At 71.4% G+C, this 17,505-nt stretch carries 17 protein-coding genes; 7 read left to right on the top strand and 10 right to left on the bottom strand.

Going from position 1 to position 17,505, the window contains the following annotated elements:
* Positions 1-88: 88 nt before the first annotated feature.
* Positions 89-415: a heavy-metal-associated domain-containing protein gene (locus ACFWVV_RS27060; protein ID WP_384341980.1), complete on the top strand. Its 327-nt coding sequence runs from the start codon at positions 89-91 to the stop codon at positions 413-415.
* 189 nt (positions 416-604) lie between these two features.
* Positions 605-2,878, top strand: a complete 2,274-nt coding sequence (locus tag ACFWVV_RS27055) for a heavy metal translocating P-type ATPase (RefSeq protein WP_384341982.1) — start codon at positions 605-607, stop codon at positions 2,876-2,878.
* A gap of 518 nt (positions 2,879-3,396) precedes the next feature.
* Here the strand turns inward: ACFWVV_RS27055 and ACFWVV_RS27050 are convergent.
* The 5 genes from ACFWVV_RS27050 to ACFWVV_RS27030 form a co-directional block, all read right to left on the bottom strand.
* The gene (locus tag ACFWVV_RS27050; RefSeq protein WP_384341983.1) at positions 3,397-4,692 is read right to left on the bottom strand and encodes a citrate synthase; all 1,296 of its coding nucleotides are present in this window, start codon (positions 4,690-4,692) and stop codon (positions 3,397-3,399) included.
* Between the two features lie 133 nt (positions 4,693-4,825).
* Positions 4,826-7,153 (bottom strand): ATP-dependent RecD-like DNA helicase, encoded by a 2,328-nt coding sequence (locus ACFWVV_RS27045; protein ID WP_384341985.1) that lies wholly within the window; start codon positions 7,151-7,153, stop codon positions 4,826-4,828.
* Between the two features lie 93 nt (positions 7,154-7,246).
* The gene (locus ACFWVV_RS27040) at positions 7,247-7,504 is read right to left on the bottom strand and encodes a Txe/YoeB family addiction module toxin (protein WP_384341987.1); all 258 of its coding nucleotides are present in this window, start codon (positions 7,502-7,504) and stop codon (positions 7,247-7,249) included.
* Positions 7,501-7,776 carry a type II toxin-antitoxin system Phd/YefM family antitoxin gene (locus ACFWVV_RS27035; RefSeq protein WP_384341989.1) on the bottom strand — a complete coding sequence of 92 codons (276 nt, stop codon included), beginning with the start codon at positions 7,774-7,776 and terminating at the stop codon, positions 7,501-7,503. Before ACFWVV_RS27035 ends, ACFWVV_RS27040 begins: the two co-directional genes overlap by 4 nt.
* Positions 7,777-7,859: 83 nt before the next feature.
* Entirely contained in the window at positions 7,860-8,171 is a 312-nt protein-coding gene (locus tag ACFWVV_RS27030; RefSeq protein WP_384341990.1) for a hypothetical protein, read from the bottom strand.
* 395 nt (positions 8,172-8,566) lie between these two features.
* Here ACFWVV_RS27030 and ACFWVV_RS27025 point away from each other — a divergent pair, with 395 nt between their 5' ends.
* From ACFWVV_RS27025 to ACFWVV_RS27010, 4 genes are all read left to right on the top strand, one after another.
* Positions 8,567-9,391, top strand: a complete 825-nt coding sequence (locus ACFWVV_RS27025; RefSeq protein WP_384341992.1) for a helix-turn-helix domain-containing protein — start codon at positions 8,567-8,569, stop codon at positions 9,389-9,391.
* Complete coding sequence (locus ACFWVV_RS27020) at positions 9,378-9,605, top strand: DUF397 domain-containing protein (RefSeq protein ID WP_384341993.1); 228 nt, start codon at positions 9,378-9,380, stop codon at positions 9,603-9,605. The genes ACFWVV_RS27025 and ACFWVV_RS27020 overlap by 14 nt, the downstream gene beginning before the upstream one ends.
* Before the next feature lie 11 nt (positions 9,606-9,616).
* Positions 9,617-9,841 (top strand): DUF397 domain-containing protein, encoded by a 225-nt coding sequence (locus ACFWVV_RS27015; RefSeq protein WP_384341995.1) that lies wholly within the window; start codon positions 9,617-9,619, stop codon positions 9,839-9,841.
* A 304-nt stretch (positions 9,842-10,145) separates the two neighbouring features.
* Positions 10,146-10,679, top strand: coding sequence for a DUF937 domain-containing protein (locus ACFWVV_RS27010; protein WP_384341996.1), 534 nt, complete (start codon positions 10,146-10,148; stop codon positions 10,677-10,679).
* 190 nt (positions 10,680-10,869) lie between these two features.
* Here the strand turns inward: ACFWVV_RS27010 and ACFWVV_RS27005 are convergent, their stop codons facing one another.
* The 3 genes from ACFWVV_RS27005 to ACFWVV_RS26995 are packed head-to-tail and all read right to left on the bottom strand — an operon-like array spanning position 10,870 to position 14,038.
* Positions 10,870-11,730 (bottom strand): sugar phosphate isomerase/epimerase family protein, encoded by an 861-nt coding sequence (locus ACFWVV_RS27005; RefSeq protein WP_384341998.1) that lies wholly within the window; start codon positions 11,728-11,730, stop codon positions 10,870-10,872.
* On the bottom strand, positions 11,727-12,890 hold the full coding sequence (locus ACFWVV_RS27000) for a dihydrodipicolinate synthase family protein (RefSeq protein ID WP_384341999.1): 1,164 nt from the start codon (positions 12,888-12,890) through the stop codon (positions 11,727-11,729). The genes ACFWVV_RS27005 and ACFWVV_RS27000 overlap by 4 nt, the downstream gene beginning before the upstream one ends.
* Entirely contained in the window at positions 12,887-14,038 is a 1,152-nt protein-coding gene (locus ACFWVV_RS26995) for a Gfo/Idh/MocA family protein (protein ID WP_384342001.1), read from the bottom strand. The genes ACFWVV_RS27000 and ACFWVV_RS26995 overlap by 4 nt, the downstream gene beginning before the upstream one ends.
* A gap of 262 nt (positions 14,039-14,300) precedes the next feature.
* On the opposite strand from ACFWVV_RS26995, the gene ACFWVV_RS26990 reads away from it, so the two are divergent.
* Entirely contained in the window at positions 14,301-15,371 is a 1,071-nt protein-coding gene (locus tag ACFWVV_RS26990) for a LacI family DNA-binding transcriptional regulator (protein ID WP_384342003.1), read from the top strand.
* Between the two features lie 203 nt (positions 15,372-15,574).
* On the opposite strand, the gene ACFWVV_RS26985 is transcribed toward ACFWVV_RS26990, so the two are convergent.
* The gene (locus ACFWVV_RS26985) at positions 15,575-16,342 is read right to left on the bottom strand and encodes an SDR family oxidoreductase (protein WP_384342005.1); all 768 of its coding nucleotides are present in this window, start codon (positions 16,340-16,342) and stop codon (positions 15,575-15,577) included.
* A 77-nt stretch (positions 16,343-16,419) separates the two neighbouring features.
* Positions 16,420-17,298, bottom strand: a complete 879-nt coding sequence (locus ACFWVV_RS26980; RefSeq protein WP_384342007.1) for an ABC transporter substrate-binding protein — start codon at positions 17,296-17,298, stop codon at positions 16,420-16,422.
* Positions 17,299-17,505 lie beyond the last annotated feature (207 nt).

The raw sequence follows: 17,505 nt of genomic DNA, 5'->3' as shown, positions 1-17,505 counted from the left end.
CGGCAGTCCCGTGGGCCGCACTGAGCACCACGGCGGCGTATCCGTGTACGCCGCGTGCGCCGCGAAGTCTTCGAAGAGGAGCGTCCAGATGTCCGCTGAGACCCAGACCCCCGCCGCCGACGAGACCGCCCAGGCCTCCGGTTCCTGCTGCTCGCCTTCCGGTTCCTGCGGTTCGGCCGGTGCGGCCGACGTGCAGGTGGGTGCCGTCACCACCGTCTACGAGGTGAAGGGCATGACCTGCGGGCACTGCGAGGGCGCCGTCTCCTCCGAGATCTCCGAGATCGCCGGGGTCGAGTCCGTCGACGCCACCGCCGCGACCGGCCGGGTGACCGTCGTCTCCGCGGCCCCGCTCGACGAGGAGGCCGTACGGGCCGCCGTCGACGAGGCGGGCTACGAGCTGGTCGGCACCCTCTGACCCACCTCTGCCCTCTTGCGGCTCCGCCTGCGGTCCACCGCTTCTCCGGGCCGTGCCTGCGGGTGATCCACCGCTTCTTCCGGCGGTCCCCGCCGGTTGTCCACAGCTTCTTCGGGCCGTACCCGCCGGTTGTCCATACTGGTCGGGTACGGCCCGGTCCGTTTTCCTGGACTTTCCTGGAGCCTCACGATGAACAGCGCCACCCCCGCCCCGGCCCCCGCGCCACCGGTCCTCGACGGCCATGTCGAACTGAGCATCGGCGGGATGACCTGCGCCTCCTGCGCGGCCCGCATCGAGAAGAAGCTCAACCGGATGGACGGCGTCGCCGCCGGGGTCAACTATGCGACCGAGCGGGCGAGAGTCGCGTACGACAAGGGCGCGGTCCAGGTCGCGGACCTCATCGCGACCGTCGAGAAGACCGGCTACACGGCGGAGGAACCCGCCCCGGCGGACACCTCCGGGACCGGGGAAGGCCCCGTGCCCGCGGCGGACGCCGAGCAGGCCGCCCTGCGGCAGCGGCTGACCGTCTGCGCCGTCCTGGCCGTCCCGGTGATCCTGCTCTCGATGGTCCCGGCCCTCCAGTTCGACAACTGGCAGTGGCTGTCGCTGACCCTGGCGGCCCCGGTCGTGGTGTGGGGTGCGCTGCCCTTCCACCGGGCCGCCTGGACCAATCTGCGGCACGGCGCGGCCACCATGGACACCCTCGTCTCGGTCGGCACGCTGGCCGCCTTCGGATGGTCGCTGTGGGCGCTGTTCCTGGGGGACGCGGGGATGCCTGGGATGCGGCACGGCTTCTCCTTCGCCGTCTCGCGCACCGACTCCCCCTCCACCGTCTATCTCGAAGTGGCCGCCGGGGTCACCGTGTTCATCCTGCTCGGCCGCTGGCTGGAGGCCCGCTCGAAGCGCCGGGCGGGGGCCGCGCTGCGGGCGCTGATGGATCTGGGCGCCCGGGACGTGACGGTGCTGCGGGGCGGAGTCGAAGTGCGGATTCCGGTACGTCTGCTGGGCGCGGGCGACCGGTTCGTGGTGCGGCCCGGGGAAAAGGTCGCCACCGACGGCAGGGTCGTCGAGGGCGACTCGGCCGTGGACGCGTCCCTGCTCACCGGCGAGTCGGTCCCGGTGGACGTCGGCCCCGGCGACCCGGTGACCGGGGCGACGGTGAACGCGGGCGGCCGGCTCGTCGTCGAGGCGACCCGGGTCGGCGCCGACACCCAACTGGCGCGGATGGCACGGATGGTGGAGGACGCGCAGAACGGCAAGGCGCAGGTGCAGCGGCTCGCCGACCGCATCTCGGCCGTCTTCGTACCCGTCGTCCTGCTCATCGCGCTCGGCACCCTGGTGACCTGGCTGCTGGTGACCAACGATCCGACCGCCGCGTTCACCGCCGCCGTCGCGGTGCTGATCATCGCCTGCCCGTGCGCGCTGGGGCTCGCCACCCCGACGGCGCTGATGGTCGGTACGGGGCGGGGCGCCCAGCTCGGCATTCTGATCAAGGGCCCGGAGGTGCTGGAGTCGACGCGGCGCGTGGACACCGTCGTCCTCGACAAGACGGGCACGGTGACCACCGGGCGGATGGCGCTGGTGGACGTACTGCCGGCCGCAGGAGTGGACAGGGCGCAACTGCTGCGGCTGGCCGGGGCGTTGGAGCACGCCTCGGAGCACCCCATCGCACGGGCGATCGCCGCGGGAGCCGCCGCCGCGGGCCCGTTGCCGGACGTCACCGGCTTCGTCAACGTCCCCGGGCTCGGAGTGAGGGGCACGGTCGAGGGGCACTCGGTGTGGGTGGGGCAGGAGAAGCTGCTCACCGACCGGGCCGTGGAGCTTCCCGTCGCGCTGGCCGACGCGAAGGCCGCGGCGGAGGCGGCGGGGCGCACCGCCGTGGTGGCCGCCTGGGACGGCGAGGCGCGCGGGGTGCTCACGGTGGCGGACACGGTGAAGGACACCAGCGCGGAAGCGGTACGGCGGTTGCGCGCCCTGGGGCTCACCCCGGTGCTGCTGACCGGGGACAACCGGGCGGTCGCGGACGCAGTGGCCGCCGAGGTCGGCATCGGCCCCGGCGAGGTGTACGCGCAGGTGCTCCCCGAGGACAAGGCCGCCGTGATCGGCCGGCTGAAGGAGTCGGGAGCGACGGTGGCGATGGTGGGTGACGGGGTGAACGACGCGGCGGCGCTCGCCACCGCCGACCTCGGGCTCGCCATGGGCACCGGTACGGACGCCGCTATCGAGGCAGGCGACCTGACCCTGGTACGCGGGGACCTGCGGGTCGCCGCCGACGCGATCCGGCTGTCCCGGCGCACCCTGGCCACCATCAAGGGCAACCTCTTCTGGGCCTTCGGCTACAACGTGGCCGCACTGCCGCTGGCGGCGGCCGGGCTGCTCAACCCGATGATCGCCGGGTTCGCGATGGCTTTTTCGTCCGTCTTCGTAGTGACAAACAGCCTTCGGCTACGTACCTTCACATGACGTACCTTCACATGACGCACACGAACACCTGACATACGTGAAGTGACGTAGATCACGGCATCGGCGGGGTAACCATTGGCGGGGGTCGCGAGTCTAAAGAGGCGACGCCACGGACGTCTTGGGGGACGTCCATCGTGGGATGTCTTGGGGGACGTCCCCGGCAAGCGTTGGCCGGGACACGTATACCGGGGAGCTCTGAGCGGCCCTCCCGTTCGTACGCGTCCCGGCGGACCGCGCGGCAGGGCAGGCGGAGCAGGCAGTGAGCGGTAACCGGTAGGAGCTGGACCGGCAGGAGCTGTACCGGTAGGAGCACTACCGGGTACGGCAAGAGCAGTACCGAGTCAGGGCACACAGACCTCTGGCGGCGCAAGCCGGCAGACGCCCGGTGGGGATCCCGTGGGGGGAATCCGGACCGGGGAACAGGGAAGCGCCCCGTATCGTCGACCCGTGGGGGGATCGGCGGCGGGGCGCTTTTCTGCGTACGGAAGTGCCTGAAGGTGCCGGCGCTCGTCCTGGTGTCAGCGCTCGTCGACAGGTACGAAGTCGCGGAGGACCTCTCCCGTGTAGATCTGGCGCGGACGGCCGATGCGCGAACCCGGCTCCTTGATCATCTCGTGCCACTGGGCGATCCAGCCGGGAAGGCGGCCGATCGCGAAGAGCACGGTGAACATGTCGGTGGGGAAGCCCATCGCCCGGTAGATCAGACCCGTGTAGAAGTCCACGTTCGGGTAGAGGTTGCGCGAGACGAAGTAGTCGTCGGAGAGCGCGTGCTCCTCCAGCTTGAGCGCGATGTCCAGCAGCTCGTCGGACTTGCCGAGGGCCGAGAGGACGTCGTGCGCCGCAGCCTTGATGATCTTGGCGCGCGGGTCGAAGGACTTGTACACCCGGTGGCCGAAGCCCATCAGGCGGACGCCGTCCTCCTTGTTCTTCACCTTCTGGATGAAGGCGTCGACGTCGCCGCCGTCGGCCTGGATCGCTTCGAGCATCTCCAGGACGGACGCGTTGGCACCACCGTGCAGCGGGCCCCACAGGGCGCTGATGCCGGCGGAGATCGAGGCGAACATGTTCGCCTGCGAGGAGCCGACCAGACGCACGGTGGAGGTCGAGCAGTTCTGCTCGTGGTCCGCGTGCAGGATCAGCAGCTTCTCCAGCGCGGAGACGACGACCGGGTCCGGCACGTACTCCTGGGCGGGGACCGAGAAGGTCATGCGCAGGAAGTTCTCCACGTAACCCAGGTCGTTGCGCGGGTACACGAAGGGGTGGCCGATCGACTTCTTGTACGCGTACGCGGCGATCGTCGGCAGCTTGGCCAGCAGACGGATCGTCGAGAGGTGGCGCTGCTGCTCGTCGAACGGGTTGTGGCTGTCCTGGTAGAACGTGGACAGCGCCGAGACGACCGAGGACAGCATGGCCATCGGGTGCGCGTCGCGCGGGAAGCCGTCAAAGAACCGCTTGACGTCCTCGTGCAGCAGCGTGTGCTGGGTGATCTCGTTCCGGAAGGTCGACAGCTCGTCGTCCTTCGGGAGCTCGCCGTTGATCAGCAGGTAGGCGGTCTCCAGGAAACTGCTCTGCTCGGCCAGCTGCTCGATGGGGTACCCGCGGTAGCGCAGGATGCCCTGCTCGCCGTCGAGATAGGTGATGGCGGATTTATAGGCGGCTGTGTTGCCGTATCCGCTGTCGAGCGTCACCAGGCCCGTCTGGGCCCTGAGCTTCCCGATGTCGAAGCCCTTGTCGCCGACGGTGCTGTCGATCACCGGGTAGGTGTACTCGCCATCGCCGTACCGCAGTACTACAGAGTTGTCGCTCTCGCTCACGTCATCCCTCACCGACGTAGTGCCTCTTCTTCGAGGTGCCCTGACTGTCTCTACCATCCCCCACTTGGCTCAGCAGAGTGCACTCGGGGTCGGCCATCAGGCCCATTCGCGGCACTGAGTGCCGCCAACCTGCTCATACTGCCCCCTTCGCCCCGGTTCCGGAACCCCCAGGTGATGTTTCCCACCGATGGCCCCCGCCGGGTTGCCGGGGTGGCGGTACGTACGTTCCGCCGGAGAGCCGGTGGTCGAGCGCGGTGCACCGCCGGCCCGCCGAAACCGTACGCACCGCCTGGCCGATGGCCTTGCGCGACCCGACCAGGACGACGAGCTTCTTGGCCCGGGTGACGGCCGTGTAGAGCAGGTTCCGCTGGAGCATCATCCAGGCCCCGGTGGTGACGGGGATCACCACGGCTGGATATTCACTCCCCTGGGAACGGTGGATGGTGACGGCGTAGGCGTGCGCCAGCTCGTCCAGCTCGTCGAAGTCGTACCCGATGTCCTCCTCCTCGTCGGTGCGCACGGTCAGCGTCTGCTCGTCCGGGTCGAGGGCGGTGACGACGCCCACCGTGCCGTTGAAGACGCCGTTCTGGCCCTTGTCGTAGTTGTTGCGGATCTGGGTGACCTTGTCGCCGACGCGGAAGGTGCGGCCGCCGAACCGCTTCTCGGGGAGGTCCGGGCGGGCGGGGGTGATGGCCTGCTGGAGGAGCCCGTTGAGGTTGCCCGCCCCGGCGGGGCCCCGGTGCATGGGGGCCAGCACTTGTACGTCCCGCCTCGGATCGAGCCCGAACTTCTGCGGGATGCGGCGGGCGGCGACGTCCACGGTGAGCCGCCCGGCCTCCTCGGTGTCGTCCTCGACGAAGAGGAAGAAATCGCTGAGGCCCTGGGTGAGGGGGTGGCTCCCGGAGTTGATCCGGTGTGCGTTGGTGACGACGCCCGACTGCTGGGCCTGCCGGAAGATCTGGGTGAGCCGTACGTGCGGCACGGGCCCGCCCTCGGCGAGCAGGTCGCGCAGCACCTCCCCCGCGCCGACGGACGGCAGCTGGTCCACGTCCCCCACGAGCAGCAGGTGCGCACCGGGGGCCACTGCCTTGACCAGCTTGTTGGCCAGCAGCAGGTCCAGCATGGACGCCTCGTCGACCACCACCAGATCGGCGTCGAGCGGCCGGTCCCTGTCGTACGCGGCGTCGCCGCCGGGCTTGAGCTCCAGCAGCCGGTGCACGGTGGAGGCGTCCGCCCCGGTCAGCTCCGACAGCCGTTTCGCCGCCCGCCCGGTCGGCGCGGCCAGCACCACCTTGGCCTTCTTCGCCCGCGCCAGCTCCACCACGGAGCGCACGGTGAACGACTTCCCGCACCCGGGACCACCGGTCAGCACCGCCACCTTCTCCGTCAGCGCCAGCTTGACGGCAGCCTCCTGCCCGGGGGCGAGGGTGGCACCGGTGCGCTGCGCCAGCCAGCCCAGCGCCTTGTCCCACTCCACGTCCCTGAAGGCGGGCATCCGGTCCTCGCCGGTCCGCAGCAGACGGTTGACCTGCCCGGCGAGGGAGAGTTCGGCCCGGTGGAAGGGCACCAGGTAGACGGCCGTGACCGGCTCACCGCCGTCGGGCCCCGGCACCTTCTCCCGTACGACGCCCTCGGGCTCCTCCGCCAGCTCGGCGAGGCACTCGATGACCAACCCGGTGTCGACCTGGAGGAGCTTCACCGAGTCGCTGATCAGCTGTTCCTCGGGCAGGAAGCAGTGGCCCTGGTCGGTGGACTGCGACAGCGCGTACTGGAGTCCGGCCTTGACCCGCTGCGGGCTGTCGTGCGGGATGCCGACGGCCTGGGCGATGCGGTCGGCGGTCAGGAAGCCGATGCCCCAGACGTCGGCGGCCAGCCGGTACGGCTCGTTCTTCACGACGGAGATGGAGGCGTCCCCGTACTTCTTGTAGATCCGCACGGCGATGGACGTGGACACCCCCACCCCTTGCAGGAACACCATCACCTCCTTGATGGCCTTCTGCTCCTCCCAGGCGGCGGCGATCATCTTCGTCCGCTTGGGCCCGAGCCCGGGCACCTCGACGAGCCGCTTCGGCTCCTGCTCGATGATGTCGAGGGTGTCGACGCCGAAGTGGGTGGTGATCCGGTCGGCCATCACAGGCCCGATGCCCTTGATCAGCCCGGAGCCCAGGTAGCGGCGGATGCCCTGGATGGTGGCGGGCAGCACGGTCGTGTAGTTCTCCACGGTGAACTGCTTGCCGTACTGCGGATGGGACCCCCAGCGCCCCTCCATCCGCAGCGACTCCCCCGGCTGCGCACCGAGCAGCGCGCCGACGACGGTCAGCAGATCGCCCATCCCCGACCCGCGCCCGGTGTCGACCCGCCCGACCGTGTACCCGGTGTCCTCGTTGGCGTACGTGATCCGCTCAAGGACCCCTTCGACCACGGCGAAACCGGGTGCCGCCCCACCCCCTGTACTGGTCATGGTCCGACGTTACCGCTGGGGTGTGACAACGGGGGCGGCGTGTGGACAGGCGCACGCCGGGGCTGCCCGCCGGGCGGGCACAGGTGCGGCTCCTCAGTAGTGGTACCGCGCCTTGAGGATCTTCACTTCCTTCTCGTCCGCCCGGTACACAAGCCGGTGCTCATCGTCGATCCGGCGGGACCAGTACCCGGACAGGTCGCCCTTCAACGGTTCAGGCTTTCCGATACCGGCAAACGGGTCTCGTTGGATCTCCCCGATCAGGCGGGTGATCCTGCGGGCCATCTTGCGGTCCGCAGACAGCCAGAACAGGAAATCCTCCCAGGCGGCGGGATCGAAGAGAACACTCCTCACTCCTCGCCCCCGGCCATGTCCCTGAGGGTCTCCACGTTCTGCGCCACCACGGCGGCGCCTGCCCGGTCGCGCGCCACCGCCTCCATGAGGCGCTGGGCGTTCGCCGGGGAGCGGAGCAGGTAGACGGTCTCCTGCCAGGAGTCGTAGTCGTCGGCGGACATAAGGACCGCATCGCCCGCCTTGGAGGTGATCCGGACGGGATCGTGATCCGTATTCACCCGCTCGATCAGAGGGAACAGGGTCGCCCTCGCTTCGCTTGCACTTATGGACATGGTCCGCCTCCAGGTCGTACGGGCTTCCTGTACATCTATGGTACCGAAAACTCGTACCAACGCGGTGCTTCTCGTGGCACGCCCTACGGGCCGGCGTCGCCGCGAGGAGGCGGCGGTGTCTCCCCCAGGCGTGCCCCTCTGCTCTCGGCGATGCGCAGGACGTCACGGAGCGACTCCGACAGGCGGCCCGCCAGGAAGTGCAGTTCGCCCCGGGTGACGCGGCGTTGGACGAGCATGTCCTCGGCGTGCCTGAGGAGGTCGCCCGCCATGCCGAGCTGGATGCTCTCGACGGTGTCCGCGACGCGCGAGGCCGGGCCCGCGGCGGCGTCGGTATGCACGTAACAGGGCTTGCCCCCGTCGCCGGTCCACGGCAGCAGCCGCCAGGAGCCGCTCACCGGCCGGACCCCGGCTCGCGGGGCTCGGGGGCACCACTTCCCGTGCCGCCGACGTAGGGGCAGGAGTACGGGAAGGCAAACGCGTACACGGGCGGCTGCGGGAGCGGCGGGTTCGGGCAGCAGCACTCGGGGGCGGCTGGCTGGGGGTACGGGAGCGGTGACGGGAGGGATTCCGGCTGGCGGCGGGGCTCGGGCTGCGGCCCCCGCTGCGGCTGCGGGCGGCGCAGTCGTGCGAGAAGGCGGGTGAGGAGGTGCTTCATGTGGGCCTTTCCCTGGGTCCCCGACGTGCGGGGAACACGTTCTGTGGCGAATCACTCACAGCGTGCGGTGGCCTCTTCTACGCTGCTAGGGGTCAGAGCTTGACAAGGTGCCCGTCAGGTCCGGGAGTTGAGGCAATGGACAAGCAGGACAAGCCGAGGTCACCACGCGAGAAGTACGGCGAGGAGCTCAAACTCCGGCGCCTGGCGGCCGGGTTGACCCAGGAAGCACTGGGCGAGATGGTCGTGTGCTCCCCGACGCTGATCAGCCATTACGAGTCGGGGCGCCGACTGCCCAGCGCTGAGGACGCCCGCCGGATCGACCGGGCGCTGGGCACGGACGGGTTCTTCGAGCGGTGGCGGGAGAACCTTGAGACGAAGTACGTCCAGCACTTCGACCCGGTGGTGGACCTGGAAAAGCTGGCCACCCTCATCAGGCTCTTCGCGCTGACCCTGGTGCCTGGCATTCTCCAGACACCGAGCTATGCACGAGCCCTGTTCCGCGCGTACCGGCCCAACCACACGCCCGAAGAACTTGACGAAGCGGTTGTCATCCGAACAAGCCGTGCCCAGATCCTCCACGCACCCCGGAAGCCGGTTGTATGGGCACTGCTGGACGAGGCCGTGATCCGGCGCAAAATCGGCGGGTCACTCGTCATGGCGGAGCAACTGCACAAGGTCGCGGACATGGCGGAGGAGGGCCGACTGCGACTGCACCTTCTGCCTTTTGGGGCAGGCGCCCACTCCTTGCTGGAGAGCTTGCTCACCCTCATGGAGTTCGAGGACTCCGCGCCGGTGGGATACGTCGAAGCCGTCAACACCGGCCGACTGCTGGACGATCCCGCTATGGTTGCCACCTGTCGTGAGCTCTACAGCCTTGCATTGAGCGAGGCATTGCCGCAAAAGGAATCACTGGCCGTAATCCGAGCCGCAGCGGAGGAACTCGAGCATGAACAGCACTAGCCGCAACACCATTCACGACTCGTCCACCCTTGCAGGCTGGTACAAGTCCAGCTACAGCAGCGGAGTCCAGGGTGAGTGCTTGGAAGTCGCGCACGGTTACGGCGACGTACCGGTACGCGACAGCAAGACCGCGAACGGCCCCGCCCTCCGCTTCCCCACCTCCTCCTGGGCATCCTTCGTCACCGCCGTGAAGGATGGCCTACCCACCACCTGAGGGGTATGCGCATGGTCAGCAGTGAGCGCACGGTCTCTGATGCCTCCGGCTTCACCGGCTGGTACAAGTCCAGCTACAGCAGCGGCGAGCAGGGCGAGTGCCTGGAAGTGACGCGGGGCTACGGCGACGTACCCGTACGCGACAGCAAGGCGCCGGACGGGCCCGTTCTGGTCTTCGCGGCGGCGGACTGGACCTCGTTCGTCCGCGCGCTGAACGAAGGACAGTTCGCCGTCTGAACCGCAGCAGCACGCGGGCCCCGTCGGACTTGACGGGGCCCGCGTCAGGTTCCGTGCCGTAACCGCGCCGCTCCCGCCCCACACCGGAAAAGCCAAAGGACCCGGTCCGTCGACCGGGCCCCCCAGCGTCCCCTCCCCCTACAGGCTTCCGCGCATCCCCCCGGATCCCCTCCCCCGGAAGCCCTGATGCCACGTATGACCCGCCAAGGGGCGGAAGGGTTGTACGGCCGAATGAGAAAATCTTGGCCGCCCGGGAAACGCTCAGAAGGTGCCGACATATGGGCACGGACGTAGCGTTTTCGGCATGGACAACGACTCCTTTCAGCAGGAAGTGCTCAACGAGCTGGGTGACGACAAGCTCTCCGAGATCGCCGGGGTGCTCGGCACGGACGCGGCGGGCGCGCAGAACGTCGTCGCTTCGACGGCCGACGCCTTCGCGGGCGGGCTCACCCAGAAGGCGGAGGCCGCCACCCCGGAGGAGGCCGAGGAGGTGAAGGCCGCCTTCGCCGAGGCGGCCGAACCGCCGCTCCAGGGCGTTGCCACGCTGGGCGGCGGCATGGGCGGGCTGCTCGGCGGCGGGATGATGGCCGGCGTGCTCGGCAAGCTGGCCAGGCCGGTCGCCAACGCCGTGGCCAAGAAGACCGGTCTTCCGGTGGCGAGCGTCACCCGGGCCATCGAGATCGCGCTGCCGGTCGTGGTGGCCGTGGTGACCAAGCGGGCCACGCAGCGCGGGAATCCCGAATCTCCGACAGCAGGTGCGGCGCCGGGCGGAGCGGGCCGTCCCGGTGGCGGTCTGGGAGACCTGCTGGGCCAGGTGCTGGGCGGCGGCAAGAAGTAGGAGCGACGCCCCCGGGGAGTGCCCCCTCCCCGAGTGGTGGCCCTCGGGAAGGGTGGCCCCAACCGGGGAGCGCTCCCCGGTTGGGGCGGCCCCCGGGAACCTGGGAAGTGGCCGGATCGCCCCCCGGGATGGCCCCCAGGGGGTGCGGCCCCCAAGGAGCCGTCCAGCGCTCCCCGTACAAACCAGCCGGTCAGAGCACGTGCTGCCGGTACCGCTCCACCACCTCCGCCAGGGCCTCGTCGCCGTCCCGGGCCCACAGCCCCTCGTTGAAGATCTCGACCTCGACCGGGCCGGTGAAGCCCGTCGCGTCGACCTGTTCGCGGAAGCCGCGCAGGTCGATACTGCCGTCACCCAACTGGCCCCGGCCCAGCAGCACTCCGGCCGGAAGCGGGGTGATCCAGTCGGCGACCTGGAAGGCGTGGATGCGCCCGCCTGCCCCCGCGCGCACGATCTGTGCGGGCGCCAGGTCGTCCCACCACAGGTGGTACGTGTCGACGACCACGCCCACCTCGGCGGCCGGGAAGCGTTCGGCGAGGTCGAGAGCCTGGCCGAGAGTGGAGACCACGCAGCGGTCGGCCGCGAACATCGGGTGCAGGGGTTCGATCGCGAGCCGCACCCCCCGCTCCCGCGCGTACGGGGCGAGGACGGCCAGCGCGTCGGCGATCCGCTCCCTGGCGCCCGTCAGGTCCTTCTCACCGGGCGGGAGGCCGCCCGAGACCAGGACCAGGGTGTCCGTGCCGAGAGTGGCGGCCTCTTCGATCGCGGTGCGGTTGTCGGCGAGCGCGCGGCCCCGGCCATCCGCGTCGGGAGCGGTGAGGAAGCCCCCACGGCAGAGGCTGGTGACGGTGAGGCCGTGCTCGCGCATCAGCTTGGCCGCGCGTGTGGGCCCGTACTCCTGGACGGGGGCACGCCACAGGCCCACCGCGCCGATCCCGGCCGCCGCGCAGCCCTCGGCGAGTTCCGGGAGCGACCACTGCTTGAGTGTCTCCTGGTTGATGCTCAGGCGGGAGAGGTCGCCGCCGGCCCCCTGCGGGGCGTGGTCGGCGGTCACTGGGCCACTCCGTTCACGGCCAGCAGCGCCCGCATCCGGGTCGCCGCGAGGGCGGGGTCGGGGAACAGGCCGAGTCCGTCGGCGAGTTCGTACGCCCGCGCCAGATGCGGCAGCGAGCGGGCCGACTGGAGGCCGCCGACCATGGTGAAGTGCGACTGGTGTCCCGCCAGCCAGGCCAGGAACACCACCCCGGTCTTGTAGAAGCGGGTCGGTGCCTGGAAGAGGTGGCGGGAGAGGGCGACGGTCGGATCGAGGAGCTTGCGGAAGGCGGCCGTGTCGCCCGTGTCCAGGACGCGTACCGCTTCGGCCGCGAGCGGGCCGAGCGGGTCGAAGATGCCCAGCAGGGCGTGCGAGAACCCGCGTGCGTCGCCCGCGATCAGCTCCGGGTAGTGGAAGTCGTCGCCGGTGTAGCAGCGGACGCCGGCCGGGAGTCTGCGGCGCAGGGCGATCTCGCGTCCGGCGTCGAGGAGGGAGACCTTGATGCCGTCGATCCTGTCCGGGTGGGCGGCGATGACCTGGAGGAAGGTCTCGGTCGCCGCGTCCAGGTCCGCCGACCCCCAGTAGCCGTCCAGCGCCGGGTCGAACATCGGGCCGAGCCAGTGCAGGATCACCGGTTCGCTCGCCTGGCGCAGCAGGTGGCCGTAGACGGTGAGGTAGTCCTCGGGACCCCGCGCGGTGGCGGCCAGGGCACGCGAGGCCATCAGGATCGCCTGGGCGCCGGACTCCTCGACGAGGGCCAGCTGCTCCTCGTACGCGGCGGTGACCGTCGCCAGGTCGTGTGCACCGGGGGCCAGTTGATCGGTGCCGACGCCGCAGGCGACCGCGCCGCCCACCGCCTTCGCCTCGGCGGCTGAGCGGCGGATCAGCTCCGCCGCGCCCGCCCAGTCCAGGCCCATGCCGCGCTGGGCGGTGTCCATCGCCTCGGCGACCCCGAGGCCGTGCGACCACAGGTGGCGGCGGAAGGCGAGGGTGGCGTCCCAGTCGACGGCGGCCGGGGAGTCGGGCGAGGTGTCGGCATACGGGTCGGCGACCACGTGGGCGGCCGAGAAGACCGTACGGGAGGCGAGGGGCCCGCCTCCCGCACCGTACGGCGCGGGCTCGGTGCGCGGGGTGTGGACGCGGGTGCCGCCGCCCGCGACGGGCAGGGTCAGCGCGCTCACAGCGACAGCTCCGGTACGTCGTAACGGCGTCCCTCGGCCGAGGACTTGAGGCCCAGCTCGGCGAGCTGCACGCCGCGCGCACCGGCGAGCAGGTCCCAGGTGTACGGCTCGTCGAGGGCGACGTGGCGCAGGAAGAGTTCCCACTGCGCCTTGAAGCCGTTGTCGAAGACGGCGTTGTCGGGGACCTCGCTCCACTGGTCGCGGAAGGACTCGGTGGCGGGCAGGTCCGGGTTCCAGACCGGCTTGGGGGTCGCGGAACGGTGCTGGACACGGCAGTTGCGCAGCCCCGCGACGGCGGAGCCGTGGGTGCCGTCGACCTGGAACTCCACGAGTTCGTCGCGGTGCACGCGCACCGCCCACGAGGAGTTGATCTGGGCGACCGCGCCGCCCGCCAGCTGGAAGACGCCGTACGCGGAGTCGTCGGCGGTCGCGGCGTACGGCTTGCCCTGCTCGTCCCAGCGCTGCGGAATGTGCGTGGTGACCAGCGCCTGGACGGAGGTGACGCGGCCGAAGAGCTCGTGCAGCACGTACTCCCAGTGCGGGAACATGTCGACGACGATGCCGCCGCCGTCCTCGGCCCGGTAGTTCCACGACGGCCGCTGCGCCTCCTGCCAGTCCCCCTCGAAGACCCAGTAGCCGAACTCGCCCCGTACGGACAGGATTTCACCGAAGAAGCCGCCGTCGATGAGGCGCTTCAGCTTGCGCAGCCCCGGCAGGAAGATCTTGTCCTGGACGACGCCGTGCTTGATGCCGGCGGCGCGGGCGAGGCGGGCCAGCTCCAGTGCGCCGTCCACGCCCGTGGCGGTGGGCTTCTCGGTGTAGACGTGCTTGCCGGCGGCGATGGCCTGCTTGAGGGCGTCCTCGCGGGCCGAGGTCACCTGCGCGTCGAAGTAGATGTCGACCGTCTCGTCCGCCAGTACGGCGGCCAGGTCGGTCGACCACTCGGTGAGGCCGTGCCGTTCGGCGATCGCGCGCAGGGCGTGCTCGCGACGGCCGACCAGGACCGGTTCGGGCCACAGCACGTCGCCGTTGCCGAGGTCCAGGCCGCCCTGCTCGCGCAGGGCGAGCAGGGAGCGTACGAGGTGCTGGCGGTACCCCATCCGTCCGGTGACGCCGTTCATGGCGATCCGCACTGTCCTGCGTGTCACGTCAGTCCCTCCGTACAACCGCTGCCGGGTCGCGTCGTCGCATGGCCGTGTAGGTGATCGCATAGAAAGCACGTCGTATAGAAAGCGCTTTCTATGGGTTATGAAGCAAGAAGCTAGCCTGCTGGGGGCAACGCGGACAAGACCCGAAGGGGCATGGGATGAGGGCGGGCGTGGGCGAAGTGGGGCGTGGAGTGTGCGCGGTGGCGTGCACGGGGGCGAATCGGGCCGGGGGCAGCGGCGTGGGACGGGCGAGGGCAGTGCGATGTCGGTGACGTTGTCGGACGTGGCGCAGCGGGCCCGGGTGTCCCCGGCCACGGTCTCCCGGGTGCTCAACGGCAACTACCCGGTTGCCGAGGCCACTCGCGCGCGGGTGCTGGCGGCCGTGGCGGAGCTGGACTACGTGGTGAACGGCCCGGCGAGCGCGCTCGCCGCCGCCACCTCCGACCTGGTGGGCATCCTGGTCAACGACATCGCCGACCCGTTCTTCGGGATCATGGCGAGCGCTGCCCAGGCGCAGATCAGCGCGGCGGAGGGGAGGGCCGGAGCGGGCGGCGAGAAGCTGGCCGTGGTCTGCAACACGGGCGGCTCCCCCGCGCGCGAACTCACCTACCTCACCCTGCTCCAGCGGCAGCGCGCGGCGGCGGTGATCCTCACCGGCGGCGCGATCGAGGACCCGGAGCACTCGGCGGCGGTCTCCGCCAAGCTGGCGAAACTGGCCGCGGCGGGGACCAGGATCGTGCTGTGCGGGCGGCCTCCGCTGCCCGCCGCCGAGCGGGCGCCGGTCACCGCGACGCTCTCGTTCGACAACCGGGGCGGGGCCCGGCGGCTCACCGAGCACCTGCTCGCCCTGGGCCACACCCGTATCGGTTACGTCGCGGGCCCGGCCGAGCGCACCACCACCCGCCACCGGCTGGAGGGCCACCGCGAGGCGCTGCGCGCGGCGGGTGTGGCCGACGACCCCGCCCTGACGCTGCACGGCGCGTTCGACCGCGCCTCCGGTGTCTCGGCCGCCACCCGGCTCCTGGCGCTGGCGCCGGACCTGACGGCCGTCGTGGCCGCCAACGACACCATCGCCCTGGGCGTCTGCACCGCCGCCCGCTCCCACGGCCTGCGGGTCCCCGATGACCTCTCGGTCGCGGGCTTCGACGACCTCCCTTCGGCGACGGACACGGTGCCGGCGCTGACGACGGTGCGGCTGCCGCTGCACGAGGCGGGAGCGCGTGCGGGCCTGCTGGCCACCACCGCGGAGGTCCCGGCGGGCCCGGACGCGGTGGAGCCGGTGGCGGCGGAGCTGAGGGTGCGCGGGTCGACGGGGGCGCCGCGCGGCAGGTGAGGGGCGGGACGGGAGCGGGGGGGCGGGCGCCTGGGGGCCGGGGCGGGCGCCTGGGGGTCGGGGCGTGCGCTCGTGCGGCGGGGCGGGGGCCTGGGGGCCCGGGCGGGCGCTCATGCGGCGCGGGCGTGGGCACACGCGGCCACCGGGGGCTGGGAGCGGACCCCGTGACCCGGCTGCCGGTCGCCCGGTTGCTCGCCGCCCGGTTACCTGCCGCCCGCGATCCGCAGCACCGTGCCCGTCGTGTACGAGGCCTCCGGCGAGAGCAGCCAGGCGATGCCCGCCGCGACCTCGGAAGGGTCGGCCGCGCGGCGCAGCGGGATGCCGGGGGCCATCCGGGCCGGGCGGTCGGGGTCGCCCATGGTGGCGTGCATGTCGGTGTCGGTGAGGCCGGGGGCCACGCCGTTGACGCGGATGCCGTCGGGGCCGAGCTCCTTGGACAGACCGAGGGTGAGAGTGTCGACGGCGGCCTTGGAGGCGGCGTAGTGGACGTACTCTCCCGGGCTGCCGAGGGTGGCCGCACCGGAGGAGACGTTGACGATGGCGCCGCCGCCGTGGGCCGCCATGTCGCGGGCGGCGCGGCGGCAGCACAGCAGGGTGCCGAACACGTTGACGTCGAGGACCCTGCGCAGGTCCTCGGTGGTCGCGTCGGCAAGGCGGCTGAGCTTTCCGGTGACTCCGGCGTTGTTCACCAGGCCGGTGAGCGGCCCCAGTTCGGCGGCGACGGTGTCGAACAGCCGCTCCACGTCCGCCTCGTCGGAGGTGTCGGCCCGCACCACCGCACAGCGCGCCCCGGCCGCCCGTACGCCCGCCGCCGTCTCCTCCGCGGCCGCGTCGTCCCGTACGTACGCGAGGGCCACGTCATGGCCGTCGGCCGCGAGCCGCAGGCAGGTGGCGGCCCCGATGCCCCGGCTGCCGCCGGTGACGAGCGTGCGGGGGCGGGCCGGGGGTGCCGAAGGTGCGGGCTGGGACATGGGTGCCTCCTGGGGCGGGTGCGTCGCGCTGTGTGCATGATCCGTCAGGAGGCGCCGGGGTGTGCGGGCGGGGTGGTTCAGCTGGTCAGGGCGTCCGCGACCGTGTCGTAGAAGAGGGTGTGGGCCGTGCTGGAGGCCGGGAGTTCGGGGTTCCAGGGGAGCGTGCGGACGCCGTCGCCCAGGAGGGCCGGGTCCAGTGGCAGGGCGTTCGCCCGTACGTCGGCGAGGACGAGACGCGGGGCCAGTGCGGCGGCCGTGGGCCAGTCGACGGTGGCCCAGTTCGCGCCGCCCCCCGCGGGCGGGGAGAGCAGGGGTACGCCGAGTGCGGTGAGCGCACGGAGGTCGGGCCAGGCGTGCGAGCGGGCCAGGTGGACCTCGGTGCCGCTCGCCGGGGAGAGCGCGAGGAGGGGCGGGGTCTGTGGGCCTGCCAGCGACTTCAGCTTGGCCTGGGCGTCGGCCAGCAGATGGCCCGCCCTCGGGGGCTCCGAACCGCCCAGGCTCGCCGCGAGAGCGCCGAAGCTCTCTCGTAACTCCGACAGGGAACGGCCCTGGCCGACGTCGATCACGGCCACCGGGATCTGCTCCTCCAGGTGCTTGGCGGCTTCGGGGGCCATGCCGTAGACGGCACCGCCGCCGTAACTGACGGCGACCAGGAGATCCGCGCCCAGGGCGAGGACGGCGTCCGGGTCGAGAGTGGCGCCCGCACCTAAGTAGGTCAGGCCGGAGAGGGGCAGACGGCCGGACTTGGCCCGGTCGGGTGCGGGACCGTCGTGGAAGGAGCCAAAGATCCCGGCGGGCCGCACGCCGTGGTCCCAGAGGGTGGCACCGGCCTGGATGTAGGCGGCGATACGGGTGGGACGGACGGCGGCGGTGACCAACTGGCCGCGCGAGTCGGTGAATTGCCACGCACCCGGGGCACCGGGACCGCTCGGGGCTGCGGAGTGTACGGAAGTCATGGGCCAGTCCTGCCCCGTGGGGCGGCGCTCTAAAGCGGCGGCGGGGAGGGGCGGGGTCGTGGACCCCGGGGCCCCTCGCGGCGGGGAAGGGCGAACCATGGGTGGGCCCTCGCGGCGGGGAGCGGCGGGCCTTGGGACCGGCGCCCCGGGCCGCTCGCGTCCGGGCCGGCTCCCGCCGCGACCGGACGGGGCGGGGTGGGGTGGGGT

The sequence above is a fragment of the Streptomyces sp. NPDC058663 genome, assembly GCF_042716745.1.
In the GTDB taxonomy this organism is placed as follows: Bacteria; Actinomycetota; Actinomycetes; order Streptomycetales; family Streptomycetaceae; genus Streptomyces.
The sequence above is the reverse complement of the archived record's forward strand: the minus strand, read 5'-3'. Positions and strand labels throughout refer to the sequence as shown.

Excerpts from the sequence above, each read along its gene's own strand:
- ACFWVV_RS27060 (WP_384341980.1), top strand. The coding sequence starts at position 89 with ATGTCCGCTGAGACCCAGACCCCCGCCGCCGACGAGACCGCCCAGGCC.
- ACFWVV_RS27055 (WP_384341982.1), top strand. The coding sequence starts at position 605 with ATGAACAGCGCCACCCCCGCCCCGGCCCCCGCGCCACCGGTCCTCGAC.
- ACFWVV_RS27045 (WP_384341985.1), bottom strand. The coding sequence starts at position 7,153 with ATGACCAGTACAGGGGGTGGGGCGGCACCCGGTTTCGCCGTGGTCGAA.
- ACFWVV_RS27035 (WP_384341989.1), bottom strand. The coding sequence starts at position 7,776 with ATGTCCATAAGTGCAAGCGAAGCGAGGGCGACCCTGTTCCCTCTGATC.
- ACFWVV_RS27025 (WP_384341992.1), top strand. The coding sequence starts at position 8,567 with ATGGACAAGCAGGACAAGCCGAGGTCACCACGCGAGAAGTACGGCGAG.
- ACFWVV_RS27020 (WP_384341993.1), top strand. The coding sequence starts at position 9,378 with ATGAACAGCACTAGCCGCAACACCATTCACGACTCGTCCACCCTTGCA.
- ACFWVV_RS27015 (WP_384341995.1), top strand. The coding sequence starts at position 9,617 with ATGGTCAGCAGTGAGCGCACGGTCTCTGATGCCTCCGGCTTCACCGGC.
- ACFWVV_RS27010 (WP_384341996.1), top strand. The coding sequence starts at position 10,146 with ATGGACAACGACTCCTTTCAGCAGGAAGTGCTCAACGAGCTGGGTGAC.
- ACFWVV_RS26990 (WP_384342003.1), top strand. The coding sequence starts at position 14,301 with ATGTCGGTGACGTTGTCGGACGTGGCGCAGCGGGCCCGGGTGTCCCCG.
- ACFWVV_RS26985 (WP_384342005.1), bottom strand. The coding sequence starts at position 16,342 with ATGTCCCAGCCCGCACCTTCGGCACCCCCGGCCCGCCCCCGCACGCTC.
- ACFWVV_RS26980 (WP_384342007.1), bottom strand. The coding sequence starts at position 17,298 with ATGACTTCCGTACACTCCGCAGCCCCGAGCGGTCCCGGTGCCCCGGGT.